General features: G+C 42.8%; 13 protein-coding genes. 5 read left to right on the forward strand and 8 right to left on the reverse strand.

What is annotated here, in order from left to right:
* The 5 genes from ACTHUT_RS07455 to ACTHUT_RS07475 form a co-directional block, all read left to right on the forward strand.
* On the forward strand, positions 1 to 167 hold a 167-nt coding region (locus ACTHUT_RS07455; protein WP_440418715.1), incomplete at its 5' end, for an ABC transporter permease.
* Positions 168 to 216: 49 nt separating this feature from the next.
* Positions 217 to 711, forward strand: a complete 495-nt coding sequence (mlaD, locus tag ACTHUT_RS07460) for an outer membrane lipid asymmetry maintenance protein MlaD (RefSeq protein WP_003748012.1) — start codon at positions 217 to 219, stop codon at positions 709 to 711.
* Positions 712 to 743: 32 nt separating this feature from the next.
* Entirely contained in the window at positions 744 to 1,334 is a 591-nt protein-coding gene (locus tag ACTHUT_RS07465) for an MlaC/ttg2D family ABC transporter substrate-binding protein (RefSeq protein WP_070504176.1), read from the forward strand.
* 63 nt (positions 1,335 to 1,397) lie between these two features.
* On the forward strand, positions 1,398 to 1,676 hold the full coding sequence (locus ACTHUT_RS07470; RefSeq protein WP_036493932.1) for an STAS domain-containing protein: 279 nt from the start codon (positions 1,398 to 1,400) through the stop codon (positions 1,674 to 1,676).
* Positions 1,673 to 2,500 carry an MlaA family lipoprotein gene (locus ACTHUT_RS07475; protein ID WP_440385950.1) on the forward strand — a complete coding sequence of 276 codons (828 nt, stop codon included), beginning with the start codon at positions 1,673 to 1,675 and terminating at the stop codon, positions 2,498 to 2,500. The genes ACTHUT_RS07470 and ACTHUT_RS07475 overlap by 4 nt, the downstream gene beginning before the upstream one ends.
* A gap of 153 nt (positions 2,501 to 2,653) precedes the next feature.
* Here the strand turns inward: ACTHUT_RS07475 and ACTHUT_RS07480 are convergent, their stop codons facing one another.
* The 8 genes from ACTHUT_RS07480 to ACTHUT_RS07515 form a co-directional block, all read right to left on the reverse strand.
* Positions 2,654 to 3,661, reverse strand: a complete 1,008-nt coding sequence (locus tag ACTHUT_RS07480; RefSeq protein ID WP_440385949.1) for an IS5 family transposase — start codon at positions 3,659 to 3,661, stop codon at positions 2,654 to 2,656.
* A 284-nt stretch (positions 3,662 to 3,945) separates the two neighbouring features.
* Positions 3,946 to 5,424, reverse strand: coding sequence for a hypothetical protein (locus ACTHUT_RS07485; RefSeq protein WP_440385948.1), 1,479 nt, complete (start codon positions 5,422 to 5,424; stop codon positions 3,946 to 3,948).
* A 45-nt stretch (positions 5,425 to 5,469) separates the two neighbouring features.
* Positions 5,470 to 5,883, reverse strand: a complete 414-nt coding sequence (gene tssE / locus ACTHUT_RS07490; RefSeq protein ID WP_049332879.1) for a type VI secretion system baseplate subunit TssE — start codon at positions 5,881 to 5,883, stop codon at positions 5,470 to 5,472.
* Positions 5,883 to 6,422, reverse strand: a complete 540-nt coding sequence (gene tssJ, locus ACTHUT_RS07495; RefSeq protein WP_049332881.1) for a type VI secretion system lipoprotein TssJ — start codon at positions 6,420 to 6,422, stop codon at positions 5,883 to 5,885. The genes tssE and tssJ overlap by 1 nt, the downstream gene beginning before the upstream one ends.
* Positions 6,423 to 6,441: 19 nt before the next feature.
* A complete protein-coding gene (gene tssG / locus ACTHUT_RS07500; RefSeq protein WP_440385947.1) occupies positions 6,442 to 7,551 on the reverse strand; it encodes a type VI secretion system baseplate subunit TssG in 1,110 nt (369 codons plus the stop codon).
* Positions 7,515 to 9,281, reverse strand: a complete 1,767-nt coding sequence (gene tssF, locus ACTHUT_RS07505) for a type VI secretion system baseplate subunit TssF (RefSeq protein ID WP_440385946.1) — start codon at positions 9,279 to 9,281, stop codon at positions 7,515 to 7,517. Before tssF ends, tssG begins: the two co-directional genes overlap by 37 nt.
* Before the next feature lie 9 nt (positions 9,282 to 9,290).
* Positions 9,291 to 10,913, reverse strand: a complete 1,623-nt coding sequence (tssA, locus tag ACTHUT_RS07510; protein WP_440385945.1) for a type VI secretion system protein TssA — start codon at positions 10,911 to 10,913, stop codon at positions 9,291 to 9,293.
* Positions 10,914 to 10,915: 2 nt separating this feature from the next.
* The gene (locus tag ACTHUT_RS07515; RefSeq protein WP_440385944.1) at positions 10,916 to 14,191 is read right to left on the reverse strand and encodes an ImcF-related family protein; all 3,276 of its coding nucleotides are present in this window, start codon (positions 14,189 to 14,191) and stop codon (positions 10,916 to 10,918) included.
* Between the last annotated feature and the right edge of the window lie 457 nt (positions 14,192 to 14,648).

Genomic DNA, 14,648 nt, shown 5'->3' on the forward strand with positions numbered 1-14,648 from the left:
CCGCCGCTTTCGGCGTAGCCGTTACGCTGATCGCCGTACATCAGGGCTTCCACTGCGTACCGACTTCCGAAGGTATTTTGCGCGCCAGTACACGCACCGTAGTGTCTTCCGCCCTGACCATCCTCGCCGTCGACTTCATTTTGACCGCGTGGATGTTTACCGACTAAAGGCCGTCTGAAACGACACTTAAAAAGAATGAAACAAGGACAATAGCACATGAAAAAAAATGCTTTGGAATTTTGGGTAGGACTGTTTGTCTTACTGGGCGCAGCCGCTATCGGCTTTCTCGCCTTCCGAGCCGCCGGCGGACAATCGTTCGGCAAATCCTCTCAAACCTACACCGTCTATGCCGATTTCAGCGACATCGGCGGCTTGAAAACCAACGCTCCGGTCAAATCCGCAGGCGTACTGGTGGGCCGCGTTGCCTCTATTCAGCTCGACCCTAAATCCTATCAGGCAAAAGTCGCCCTCAATCTGGACAGCCAATATCAGTTCAGCAGCGACGTTTCTGCACAAATCCTGACTTCAGGCCTGTTGGGCGAACAATACATCGGCCTGCAACAAGGCGGCGATACCGATTCTTTGGCGGCAGGCGACACCATTACTGTTACCAGCTCCGCCATGGTTTTGGAAAACCTTATCGGCAAATTCATGACCAGCTTTGCTGAGAAAAACGCAGATGGTGAATCTGCCGGTCAAAACAAACAATAAACACATATCAACCCAATATTCAGGACACTCCCATGAAAAAAACTTCCTTCATCAGCGCATTGAGCATCGGCGTATTGAGCATCAGCATGGCATTTGCCTCTCCTGCCGACGCAGTCAACCAAGTCCGTGAAAACTCCGTTCAAGTGCTGAAAATCCTCAACAGCGGCGATGCCAACACTGCACGCCAAAAAGCTGAAGCCTACGCCATCCCTTACTTCGACTTCCAACGCATGACCGCTTTGGCCGTCGGCAATCCATGGCGTACTGCAACTGACGCACAAAAACAAGCGTTGACCAAAGAGTTCCAAACCCTGCTGATCCGCACCTACTCCGGCACCATGCTGAAATTCAAAAACGCCAAGGTCAACATCAAAGACAACCCCGTCGTAAACAAAGGTGGTAAAGAAATCATTGTCCGCGCCGAAATCAACGTTTCCGGCCAAAAACCGGTCAACATGGACTTCACCACCTACCAAAGCGGCAGCAGATACCGCGCATACAATGTCGCAGTCGAAGGCGCAAGCTTGGTTACCGTATACCGCAACCAATTCGGCGAAACCATCAAAGCCAAAGGTATCGACGGCCTGATTGCCGACTTGAAAGCCAAAAACGGCGGTAAATAATCCACCCGCGCACCATGCCGTCTGATGTTCAGACGGCATGGTGCCTTACATCATAAAGACACCATGCAAACAGAAATCCGCAACGGCACACTCTACATCAGCGGCGACGTTACCGTCAAAACCCTGACTGCCTCCGCCTTTGCGCGCTACGAACAACAATGCCGTCTGAAAGAAACAGACAGCATAGACTTCAGCCAAGTAGGCAAAGCAGATTCCGCCTGCGTTTCCCTGCTGCTCAACGCTCTGCGCCGGACAGACAAAAAACCGACTATTCAAAACATTCCCGATTCCGTCCGCGCGCTGGCCGAACTTTACGAAATCAAAGACTGGTTGCAATCATGAAAAAAACCACCGCTTCCCTCTGCCTCCTCATCAGCCTTGCCTCCGCTCCTGCACTTGCCGAACGCAATCCGGCCGACCCTTACGAAGGCTACAACCGTACCGTTTCCAAGTTCAACGACAAAGCAGACAAATACGTCCTTTCCCCTGTCGCACGCGGTTATCGCAAAGTAACGCCTAAACCGGTGCGTACCGGCGTGAGCAACTTCTTCAACAACCTGCGCGATGTCGTCAGCTTCGGCAGCAATGTTCTGCGCCTTGACGTCAAACGCGCCAGCGAAGACCTCGTCCGCGTCGGCATCAATACCACCTTCGGCCTTGGCGGTTTAATCGACGTAGCCGGTGCAGGCGGCGTACCCAGCAATAAAAACACCCTCGGCGACACCTTCGCCTCATGGGGCTGGAAAAACAGCAACTACTTCGTCGTCCCCCTACTCGGCCCGTCTACCGTACGCGATACCGTCGGCAACGCCGTCACCACCGTCTATCCGGTTAAAAATGCCGTCTTCCACACCAGAGCAGGACGCTGGGGCACAACCGGCCAGCAAGCCATCAACACCCGCGAAGAACTGCTCGACCTGACCGACAGCCTCGAAGGCGCAGCCATCGACAAATACAGCTACACACGCGACCTTTACATGAAAGTTCGCACCCAACAAACCGGTGGCACGCTCCCTCAAAACGAAGACGACAATATCGACATCGATGACCTGGTTGACAGCAACGCCACTTCCGAACCGGTAGCAGCACCCCAAACCGCTCCGGCAGAAATCCCCGATACAAACAATCCCCAAACTCTGTATCAAACACCATCAGAAAATCTCTGATTTTCTGAGACCTTTGCAAAATTCCTTTTCCCCCGACAGCCGAAATCCAAAAGCAGGATTTCGGCTGTTTTCGTTTCACATATCCACTGATTCTACCCAAATACCCCCTTAATCTCCCTTGGATACCTGATTAATCAGGCACCCAGCCGCCTTTTAGGCAGCAACAGGCACACTTAGCCTGTTGGCGGCTTTCAACAGGTTCAAACACATCGCCTTCAGGTGGCTTTGCGCACTCACTTTAATCAGCCCGAAATAGGCTGCCCGCGCATAGCGGAATTTACGATGCAGCGTACCGAAGCTTTGTTCGACCACATAACGGGTCTTCGACAAATATCGGTTGCGTTTGGTTTGCGTTTCCGTCAGAGGACGGTTGCGGTGTGCTTTGCGCATAATGCCGTCCTGCAGCCGATGCTCTTCCAGATGTTGCCGGCTTTCCTCACTGTCATATCCTTTATCAGCATAGACGGTCGTACCTTTGGGCAGTCCTTCCAATAAAGGCAACAGGTGTTTACACTCATGGGCATTTGCAGGAGTAATGTGCAGTTTCTCGATATAGCCTTCCGTATCGGTACGGGTATGTTGTTTGTAACCGAGTTTGTAGAGGCCGTTTTTCTTTATCCAACGGGCATCGCTGTCTTTACTCGGTGCGGTTTGACCGCTGACTTGTCCTTCTTCATCGACTTCTATAGCCTGGCGCTGTTTGCTGCCGGCGGTCTGAATAATGGTGGCGTCAATGACGGCGGCGGATGCTTTCTCTATTTTTAGTTTTTTTTCGGTCAGTTGGCGGTTGATCAGTTCCAGCAGTTCGGACAGGGTGTTGTCTTGCACCAGCCAGTTGCGGTAGCGGCATAAGGTGCTGTAATCGGGGATGCTCAGTTCGTCAAAACGGCAAAACAGGTTGAAATCGATGCGGGTGATGAGGCTGTGTTCGAGTTCGGGATCAGAGAGGCTGTGCCATTGTCCGAGTAGGACGGCTTTGAACATGGACAACAGGGGATAGGCGGGACGGCCGCGGTGGTCTCTAAGGTAACGGGTTCTTTGACGGTTCAGGTATTGTTCGATCGGTTGCCAATCAATCACTTGATCCAATTTCAATAGTGGGAAACGGTCAATGTGTTTGGCAATCATGGCTTGGGCGGTTTGCTGGAAGAAGGTGCTCATGGAAAATCCCCTAAATGTCTTGGTGGGAATTTAGGGGATTTTAGGGAATTTTGCAAAGGTCTCTTTCTGTGTATAAGAGCTACGAATAATTCATATGCTTACTGCCCATTAAATACAAAAAAGCTTACTTAATGATTTAAGTAAGCTTTTTTATTCGCGAGAACAAATTTCTTAAAACCTTTTACAATTACCTGAAGAATCAAAATCCATTTAACTTAAAACTAAGATTCTTCAGACGGCCTTTTCTCATAACTGAAGACTAACTCGACTATATTGGTTACCTTTTACTCAGCCACATCATCTTCATGCACAATAATGTGATTCACATAAACTGGCTGTGCAGAAACTTCATTCGATAATGAATCAGTTATTGGTGCGGATGCTTCGGTTCCCGATAAAGTTTCATGTGTAGAATGAGTTTCTTCTGTTACCTGGTCGGCTTGCGTCCCTACAGACGGAATACCCTCTAATTGTGTAGATTCCTGATTATCAGTTTTAGGCTGAGTTTCAAATACCGTTACACGATCTTCCACAGAGGACGATGCCGGAGTAACAACCTCTGGCACAGACAGTTTGTTTTCTACCTTATGATCAGCCTCTATAGAAGTCTCTTCTATTATAGGATTGTGTACCGTTTCAGAAGCTCCAGTCTGTTCAAATGCTTTGACTTCCTCAGGTTGTTCTACAACTTTATGCTCATCTACTACCGGTGGTTGCACTACCTCGGATGCTTCTACTGCCGATGACTGTTCTACAGTCTTAGCCGTTGCTGAATCCACTGGCTGCTCAACTTTAAACTCATCCACTATAGGTTGCGCCACTACTGCAGGTATATCTGCTTCAGACGGCTGTTCTACAGTCTTAGTTTCTACAATCACTGGCTGTTCTGCAGCTTTAGATTCACTTGCTATTGGTTGTTCTACTGCCTCAGGTGTTTCTACTATAGATGACTGCTCTACGGACTTAGTTTCTTCAACTACTGATTTTTCCACAGCCTTAGATTCATCTACTGCAGGTTGCTCTACCTTTTCAGGAGTCTCTACAGATTGAACATTTGGCTTAGATGTATTTAACGTTGCAGGATCAACTGGAGTAGCATTTCCTCTATCCAATTTTTCAATATCTGCCTGTTTAGCATCTTCTGTTTTAACCTGCTTATCAAGAAGATTATCAGAAGAATATTGATCATCTTTAGACTTTTTACCGTCTTCAGCTTGTGTAATTTTTGAATGATGAGCCGGCTCAACTGATATCGTTGTTCCTGGTTCTTCTGCTGTTTGTTTCAGATTTTCTGGTTCTGTCACCGCTGGTTCTGCTTCTACCGGCTTCAATGCAGAATTGTATGGCTCAGCCTTAGAATTTTTGTCTTCTAAATCTGGCTGCTGATTTTCACTTGGATATTTCTGAACAGCTTTTTCAGGATATGAGGATTTAGTTTTGACTGTATGGCAGTTTTCCCCTATTTTGATGAGTTCAATTCCAGAAACTAAAAAATTGGGGCTTTCTAATTTTCCTTTTAAAGCAACATAGATTGGCGTGCTTTCAGGCATATTTTTTCTGGCGCTGACAATCTCTGCTGTCGCTTCATAGCCATTTCCACTACCGGGTAATAAAGCATAAGTATTTTTCAGATTACAACTCTGAATTCGTACATAATTATTTTGAGTAACTAATGTACCTTCTAAATCATACTCTTTAGCCAAGGCTGTCTGGGCAGCTGCTGAAAGCAATACACTGCAAGTAAGAAAAAAGTGTTTAACCATATATTTAGTTCTTAATTTTAAAGTAATCTGTTGATACCTAAAAAGTTACGCTCGGCTGCGTTTAACAGAAACCGTTCCTTCAGGCATAAAATAAGTGTCTATGACTACAGCACCAGCATTTTCAATTTCACATTCAAGCTGATAGCATAAAACCATAATATTGTCTTTAGACTCAGTCAGTCGAATGTCTAAATTTCTCAATCTAGGTTCATATTTCAATAAGGTCTTCCTCATGAAATACCGTAAATCATGTGCACTAGACGGTAAATTCTTATAAACCATACTAAGGTCAGGGATTCCATAATCAGGCAAATGCTTCAAGGAACCACTCCGACTATTGAGAATGCGTTGGATATTATCTAAAACACTCCTAACTAACTGAAAACCATCTGGAAGCCCATCTAGTGGCAAGCCATCAGAATAAAACCCCGTTAATTTCTCATAGAGGGCTGCATCCATTATTTGACTTTCTTTTCGGTCTCTTGAATGACAACTTTATTATCTACCAACTCAACAACTAAAGGCTTTTTATTTTTCAGCTGTTTTTTGGATAGAAGCATTTTCCACGGTTGATCCTCTCCTACCCGATTATAAAAAGCCACGATACCAACATACTTGGTCTCTTTATCCAAGGTTTCATCCAAGCTGATAGTTTCACCAGGTCGAATGGTATATTGCTTATACCCTTCTACCAAATCATTGCCTAAAATGGTTTTATCTTGATTAAGCAAGTCACGATAAGATGCAACTTCATAATTCTGCTTATCTCTAAGCTGATAAATACGAACGACTGTCGATAACGATTGACCCCGTTCATTTTGATTCAAACCATTACGAGCAACCAAGTCAATCTTTAATATCTTTAACTTAGTATAAAAGATACTTTTAGTTACATTGGTCGTACCATCTTTCACGCCTTGCAAAACCCCGCAACCTGATAATACCGCGCACAACAAGGCTAATGCACAGACTGACTGAATTCTAGTTTTCTTATTCATGATTTTCCGTTTTCTTAAATTAGTTTGAATATGTATAGTTCGCTATCTTTATTTGCTTGTCTTGATGCATCGTACCTAAACCGGTATTAATCCCCAATATTTGTTTTTTTGCTAAACGGCTTTGAGGTATCCATTGCTTCTTGATGTTTAGGTAAATGCTTGCATCAAAACGGCAACCCAAATAGAGCTTCAATAATTCAAGTAATTTTTGGTGTAATGTTTGTTTTGGTAATAGAAGTTGTGCATTCTCAAATGTATCTGGTGTAATCTCAATACGTATCAGATGACTATGATCTTTTATTCTACTGCCTAAAGATGCACTTCCTCCATCCAATCTCAAACCGGCTTTCCCCAACTCACGATTTTTTTCCAATATTACCCACTGAGGCTGAAATTCTTTTACTGTTACATCTGCAAAAGGTAACAAATATCTAACTATACTGATAATACCTTCTTTTGTTCGGGTGCGCTGATAAAAAACACTGAACAATCCCAAGATTCTGCTATCTAGCAAAGGATGTATAAATTTGCCGTTTACCATCCCCTGCCCAATAAGGTGCAGAAGAGAGCGAGATAAATCATCCTGCCCTTCATTTTGAAACAAAAACGGATAGCGGTATTTTTTCCATGCCTGAAAAAACAGGGTTGTAATTCTATGGTTAAAAATATCCAAAAATGCGGCTAAGCTTTCACTACCGTCTTTATGCGTCGCAATATCGTTCAGGAAATAATCCGGCAAGACAGCATCTACGCCATACAAACCTAAAAATGTTGTTCTTACAGTTGGTAACTCGGCTTCCGCATCATATTCAACCGATGCAATTTCCCCAGAAGGGAAAGATAGAGACTTCACCCTTCTGAATCTTACCATTGACTCTACAGCTTTTTCTTCAGCACTATCGGCAAGCGTTTCCAAAACCCGACAAAATTGGAAAAAATTCATTGTTGCTGCATTGCGTACAATAAACTCTCCCAATTTCTCTTGAAAAATTTCAGATGCTATACCTTCGCGATGAGATTTATTTCTGGGAATCTCCCATAAGGGAAGCGTTTGCCTGTCGTTATTTTCTTTGGCGCTTTTGTGTGCCGTTTCTAAAACCGTGTGATAGTTGTTTTGCTGTCTTTCCATGTATATGTTTTCCCGGATGGCAGAGAAACTATGCTGAACCGGGTAAATAGGTTCAAATCAGCATACATTGCAAAAAATTCGTTCAATAATTCTCCGAACAAATAAATTTCTGCTTCCCCATTAAATGCAGTTGAATCAAATGTTACTGTAATATGAACTCCACGATGAACTGCACCACGCTCGATTCTTTGTACCGTTTCATGCTTAACGTCAACAATCCCGTTCAATCTGCGCTTATTCAATTCATCTTCGGTCCAATCGTAAATCGACAATGCACCTTTCAAACTATCAACGTTTAGTAATGATAGATAATTTGGTGACAAATGGGACAAGATACGCCATTGAAATCTGTCTTCTGTTGGAGGATAGCATGACAACGTCGGAGTCGTAAGGTTTCTTACCATTTTAATATTGGGCTCGGCTATATCCGCGTCTTGAATCTGGGTTTCCCTCAAACTCTTACGTGGCAAAGCACCATTGGTCCCTACTACTTTTAGAGAAAGTGTTTCAGTAGGCAGAATATCTTTTCTATCCCACAACAATCCTCCAAGCATAATAAATGTTTCATGCTTTCCAGATACTCCTCGTTTTACCTTCGTATGGTAATACCGTTCAGGAGCATCATATTTCATCAATCCACCACGATGTTGGAATGACGAGAAAGGAATATATGAGTAGCGCTTGCCTGTCTCATGATTTACAGCTTCCACTTCATTTACTGAATACACCTCGACTGCCATACCCTCATGCAACAAAGGCTTAACAGGATATTCAAATGCCTTGTGATCCACCCGAATAGGCTCAGCCTCCATGTCAAAGAGGTTGATGGCAGGAACACAGTTTAATTTCAGGCAATCTGGAGGAAATCTAAGCTCTGAAGGATATTGTTTGGACAGAACTACATTAATACTAAACTCATTAATGCGTTCCGACCATTCTTCGGCATCAATACCAATCAAATCAATAAAGAAAAACTTCTGTTTGAAACAAAAGTATTCCAATAGTAATTGATATCCACTGAAACTGTTATTTACTTTTTCCCACAATCTCTCATCTTCGGCAAATCCGACGGCCTTAAACCGTATATTACCTCCAGATGGTAGTTCGGCATGATGGATACTAATTTGAGCAGCTTGATTTAACAAGGCATGACGTAATGCAAAAGCAACTGGTTCATCAGCAGAAATATAAATTCTGATTTTAGAAAAATCCAAATTGTCTTTCTGCGTCTGCCTGTGAATACCAAAAGTCAATTTGATGACACTTTGACCATTTGCATCATAATCCAATAACGTATGCAAAATACTCAAGGGCTGGAGTTTAACATCACCTGTAGTTCGGTACAGGCATCTCGTCAACCTGTCATTAATATTAATGGGCTCAGATTGTACGGATAGTCCTTTTTTAACAAGCTGCCCACCCTGCAACTTTTTATCATCTGGAATTAACTCTAAAACAGTCAAAGAAGGAATCATCCTCAGATAATGAGGCCACAGCATATTGACCAAACCCTCAGTCAATTCTGGAAAGTCATCATCAAGTTTTTGTCTGATTCTTCCTGTTAAGAAAGCAAAGCCTTCAAACAATCGCTCCACATAAGGATCGCGTGTACCTACTCTGTCTAAATTCAGCATTGCGGCACGATCAGGGTGAGCTTTTGAAAACTCTAACCCTGCCTCCTTGAGATACCGCATCTCTTCTTCATAATAACGTAATGTAGGATCTGACATAATATATGTTTAATCGATTAATTCTAATGCACGAACAATATCAGTCTGCATTAATTCAGTTCGTAAAAATTCAAGTTGCCCAGTAGCTTCCGTATCTTTCTTATCAAAATTTTCATTTAACAATTGATACCACAAAGCATATACATCAAATGCAAAATGTTTATCCCACTCTTTTACTGTCAAAACCTGCATCTGCCGTGAAGCCTGTTCCAACAGTTTCAATGCCCAATCTGCTTTTTGATTGTTTGCAGCCAAACGGGCCATCATCAACCACTTTTTAACCTGCCCAGCACCTGACTGCAACTCTGGTAATGTTTCCAGCCAAGCAAAAGCAGCATCCAAGCCTTGTTCTTGTGTTTTTAACAAAGCCTGTTGCCATTGACTTTCTTGGTTTTCTACCTGAGATGATGATTCTATTACTGCTTTTTGAACTGTTCGGCTACTAGTCTGCTTGCGCGTGGATGGCATAACCTTTTGCTCCAACCACGTAAGCGTATCGGCTGAAACAAACGGAAATCCGTTATCAAAACTTAATCCGGTCAAGCCATCACATCTGATCAGTAAAGATTTCAGTTCAAATAATGATGAGTCAACCTGAGAAAGATATAAACCACCCAACGCCTGCTGTCCTTGCCACGCATAATATTGCAAATCGAGCCAATACTGATTAGCGCCTTCTAAAAAAGCCGCTTCTACTCTATCAAGCAAATCCCGCCATTGCTGCTCATTAACCAAACGATTTAAAGTTGCCAATAAATCTGTCCTTGGAGCTTTCAAACGAGTCTGACCATTTTGATGAGGCGGGATACCATTTAGCCCACCCCAACGTACAGCGCGAATCATCTTATATGCAGGCCAATATCCATCATCCTGCTCTCTTAAATAGGCGGCATTAATCCTAACTTGATCGAGTAAGGCTTTAGAAGAGTTAACTTGAGTGACAGCTAAACTTTCAGACGGCCTCTGACCCTCTTGACGAATCTGTGGTACAACTTCCTGGTCAATAGGCGTACTAACTTCCTGACTTTGACTTGTACTTGTCTGAGGTGATGAAAAACGAACAGATGACTCTTCAAAATATTGCAATAACGGAAACAGACTGGGGCGTACTGATTCTTCCCATCCCTCAAGATGATGTTGCAACGACATTAACGCCGATAATGTCCGCTTAAGGTCTACCGAATTAGATAATTCAGTCCCTTTGAGCGTATCCAACACTCTTTCCCCAGACAGCCAATTTAATGCATTGCGTTTTTGTACCGGCTTTTTCGGCCATAGTGATTGATCAAATTTTTGCAGCAATCCACATAAAATTTCCAAACCATCTGAAAAACCTGCCAACCCTCTATCTCGCAAAGCGGCAAAAATATAATAAGTTGCTACTCTCAAGTCTTTAGATTGACGTTTTAACAAGCGTTCAGAAGCATCCAAAATCAATCGACAATCAATACCTGAAAGCTTGGCCAATTCAATTTTAATAGCCTCAAAATCATCGGCATATGCAACATCCTCGCCACAAGGGTGGCCGTCTGAAACAGGTTCCAGCCACTCTTGCCAGCGATGAATATTGTTATCGGTGATTGATGTACCCTCATCACCAAGTATCGGCTTTACCCATTGGGGTAATGTCATGATTATTTAACCTCAAAAATCTTATTCGGCAGATGGATATTCTTCAGTTCCAACAATCCCAAAGGTCCTTTACCGGAATTAGTTCTCATATAGAACCTCATCAATTTGTCTTTTTCCAATGGGAATTCGACTAAATAAGTGCCACTGTCAATCGGTGTAACCCTAGATTTTTCAAGCATACGGATAAAACCGAAGCGACCACTAATTTCTTGAGTCTTACGCATACCTTCTGCCTCAGTTTCCCAAGAAATGCGAAGACCGGCATTGCTGACATCTCCAGGCCATTTGAATGTCTTCCACTCTGTTTGTTGGTTGAAATAATCTAAAGACTGGCCGTCGATAATTAAATCATACTGAACAATACCTTGAGTAGATGTCGGCTTCAGCTCAAAGCTATAACCACCCTCTCCGTTAACAAAGAAGTCTTCAGAAATAGCACTCAATTTATTCAATTGTTGCAGCAATCCCGGATTAACTTTCAGTTCACTTCCGGGCGCAACAATCCATTGGTTACCCTGTTTGGTTAAAACACCTGCCAATTGGGTTGTGACAAACTGATTAAGTGCACCTTTGTTAACATCCAAATATTTTGCCAATACCGGAATCGAAACTTCGATTTCTGATCGAGCAAATGGATATCTGCCACCCAGTTCAGACTGCATAGGATTGACAAAATTGCTTGCCCACAAATTATTGATGTCTTTTTGAGCAACACCGGCAATTGAATCCCATACGGAATTAAACGGCAATACAAAAACATTTCGTGCAAACGGCAACAATCTGTCACCCACACCGGCCTCAATCAAACGTGCGTACTGTATGCCGTCGAGGAACTCATTATCACCACCGTTTAAAACACCTTGCACGGCTGTTCTTGCCGCACCTCCAGTATCAGAGGATGCCGTCATTTGAATCAACCGCTGCTTCACAGTAGTTACACGTTCAAGGTAGCGCTGCAGACTCAAATCACTCTTTGGATTAATTTGTGCATCAATCAATTGCAACAGTGTTTCAAATTCTGCTTCCAACGGCCCTGCTAGATAATCATTTACCTTATCTTCCAAAGCATTAATATTTTCAGATTGAGAATTCAATACCGCATCTGCAACCTTACGCGAACGAGTAGACAGTTGTCTTGCGGCTACACGTTTTGCTGCATCTGCAACAGCAGGATTGACATCAACTTTCTTGCTATCCAGCTGACTGCTTTCTTTCACTGCATTAAATAATGCCACCAATGGCGAACGTTGAGGATCCGCATAGACGTGAAGCTGATTAACTGCATCCAAGCTGGTTGTTCTCGGTTGCCATGTAATGCTGTTCATCATGTTATACCAAGCGGTAGCATATTCCTTAAAGTAGCGTTCTTTCAGGCTATTGATTGCCGCTTCTGTTACCGAAGCTTGGTACACATTACCGCCCAATACCCAATCATTGCTCTTGCTGTCTTTAATTGCCTGTTCTAATCCCGGCTTAATATATTTTTCCCAACCCTCAACCGTATATATACGCGGCAAAGGTTTTCCAACATTCCAAATACCTTTCAAATCCTTATTAAGCAATTTGTCTAAGGTGATGTTTTGCAATTTGGCATTCGTACCCTGAATAATGCGTTTATACAATTGCTCACTGCCTTGGTCACGATTGATCCAATCCACCAAGACCTGACGACTTCTTGATACCAATTCAGTTTGTTCGGGCTCTGCCAAATTATTTTTTTGTGACATACGCGACACAAAAAACTGTGCCAATGTTTGCGCATCTTTTTCCGCTACATTTTGCGTTGTCAACATCTGTGTCAACTTGGTTACTAAGAATTCCGCATCTTTTGTGCCTTTTGTTTTCTCAACATGAGATGTCAGCATCAAATATGCTTTCAAATCTTGATAAGCACTATCCTGAAGTTCAAAGTCATCAGGAATTCTGCCTTCCAACATTACCAATTCATCTAACTTGTTCTCAAAGAATACAGTAGCAGGACGGCTGATAACATCTTTTGCCAAATTATTATATTTACGGTAAGCAACAGCTAAGAGCTCTTGTCGATGCTCATACCCCAAAAACTTAACCGCATATTGTGAGAAGCTTCGATGAGACTCCAAATCTGTAATATCTTGTTGCAATCGAATAAGTGTAGCTACTTTCTCAGCACGAGATTTTACTTTCTGTACGCTCTCAAAATCGGTCTTCAAACGGCTGATTTCTTGATAACTGCTATATGCACTGACTGCAAATGCACCACCGACAAGCAAGGCAACTGCGCTTAAGCCCAAATAAATTTTTTCCGTTTTAGAAAAACGCAGTTTCTTTCCGGAACCCAAAACAGATAAATCATTGAATGCACGGAAAATCAAATCTCCTGATTGTTCAGGTTGATTTGATTGAATAAAAGAAATACCTGCAACAGTATCCAGTTTTCCCAGTCCCCGCTTTTCTGCAACAATATAATCAGCCAAAGCCTGAGTTTGTGACGGCAGTTTGGCGGACAATTTCGCAATGGGTGTTTGTTCTAAATCTGCTTCAATCAATCGTGTGCCCACAGCTGCCAACCGATTAGCAAATTGATCCAACTCTTTCATCAACTCTGCTGAAGATACCGTTGAACCATATTTCAAAGCATGACTGACTGCTGATGGCATTTCATTGGCATCATTTACAAAATGAACTTGATTAATTGGAAGTTTCCAGCCAAGTTTCTTCATTAACTCAAGCAGTTGAGCGGTATTTTCCTGAACTGAAAACTCTCCTTGAAGCTCAACAATACCTTCTGCAGGACGTTTTCCCACACCCCTCAGATACTGCCAACCATTCGCAGGTTCCATTGCCTGAGCATCTATCCAAATCGCAGAAGCCGTTTCTACCCAAAGTTGCGGGCGAATATTAGGCAAAACTCTATCCAAGAGCATTGGTTCTTGGGTTACAACGAAAATCCAAGGCTTACGATGTTTTTTATATTGTCTAGTCAATAAGTAAATATGGCGTAGCTGCTCCCAACGTTCCGCTATACCAATCAGAGTTGAAGACTCTCCATTATCCCCACTTAAATCTTCAGGATTTAAATGTTTCAAACCGGAGTATTTATCGGAGCTCCTAGCCCAAAAAAATCTCGTAATCAAAGGAGTAAGGAGTATCAATGAGATCACAATTGATACACATGCCCAGACCACAATTTTTGCAATAGTCGACGTAATGCCAAGATTTTGGCCAAAAAAGTATAATAGGATTGCGCTGATGGCACTTCCAATAAAGATGATTACCCCTGTTGTAATAGGCTTCATAGTAGAGTTTTCTCGAAAAAGATAAGGGATGGATTATAATAGGATATTTCCTCTCCGTCATTATTACATATAAATCTTATTTGAATAAATATTCATTTAACCCAATATTTATCTTCACCTTTCAATTTTGCTTCAGCCTCTGACTCATAAAAACTATTCGCTAATCGCACATACAATCAACCAAACCTACACCCTTTCCGAAACTATCAAAGTTATATTCAAAACTTGATATTTTCTCCTCATACCATATAGATACAGAAAATAACCGTGTTGTTTACACAACAGATTTAGGAAACAAACCCTATCTGGCTATACCTTATATTGTATTTTTTCAGACGGCCTTTATCCCCCAAAAGATAGCCAGTCCACCACCTTTGCTATATCATTCAACTATACAGAAACCAAGGAAAACACCATGTACGAAGTCAACCGCAGCGTCTTCCTGCTTATCCCCCTC

The organism is Neisseria sp. P0022.S010 (assembly GCF_051956635.1).

Bases quoted from the DNA above. Each gene is read 5' to 3' on its own strand.
- tssF (WP_440385946.1), bottom strand. From the start codon at position 9,281: ATGTCAGATCCTACATTACGTTATTATGAAGAAGAGATGCGGTATCTC.
- ACTHUT_RS07465 (WP_070504176.1), top strand. From the start codon at position 744: ATGAAAAAAACTTCCTTCATCAGCGCATTGAGCATCGGCGTATTGAGC.
- tssJ (WP_049332881.1), bottom strand. From the start codon at position 6,422: ATGAATAAGAAAACTAGAATTCAGTCAGTCTGTGCATTAGCCTTGTTG.
- ACTHUT_RS07480 (WP_440385949.1), bottom strand. From the start codon at position 3,661: ATGAGCACCTTCTTCCAGCAAACCGCCCAAGCCATGATTGCCAAACAC.
- mlaD (WP_003748012.1), top strand. From the start codon at position 217: ATGAAAAAAAATGCTTTGGAATTTTGGGTAGGACTGTTTGTCTTACTG.
- tssG (WP_440385947.1), bottom strand. From the start codon at position 7,551: ATGGAAAGACAGCAAAACAACTATCACACGGTTTTAGAAACGGCACAC.
- ACTHUT_RS07485 (WP_440385948.1), bottom strand. From the start codon at position 5,424: ATGGTTAAACACTTTTTTCTTACTTGCAGTGTATTGCTTTCAGCAGCT.
- ACTHUT_RS07470 (WP_036493932.1), top strand. From the start codon at position 1,398: ATGCAAACAGAAATCCGCAACGGCACACTCTACATCAGCGGCGACGTT.
- tssA (WP_440385945.1), bottom strand. From the start codon at position 10,913: ATGACATTACCCCAATGGGTAAAGCCGATACTTGGTGATGAGGGTACA.
- ACTHUT_RS07515 (WP_440385944.1), bottom strand. From the start codon at position 14,191: ATGAAGCCTATTACAACAGGGGTAATCATCTTTATTGGAAGTGCCATC.
- ACTHUT_RS07475 (WP_440385950.1), top strand. From the start codon at position 1,673: ATGAAAAAAACCACCGCTTCCCTCTGCCTCCTCATCAGCCTTGCCTCC.
- tssE (WP_049332879.1), bottom strand. From the start codon at position 5,883: ATGGATGCAGCCCTCTATGAGAAATTAACGGGGTTTTATTCTGATGGC.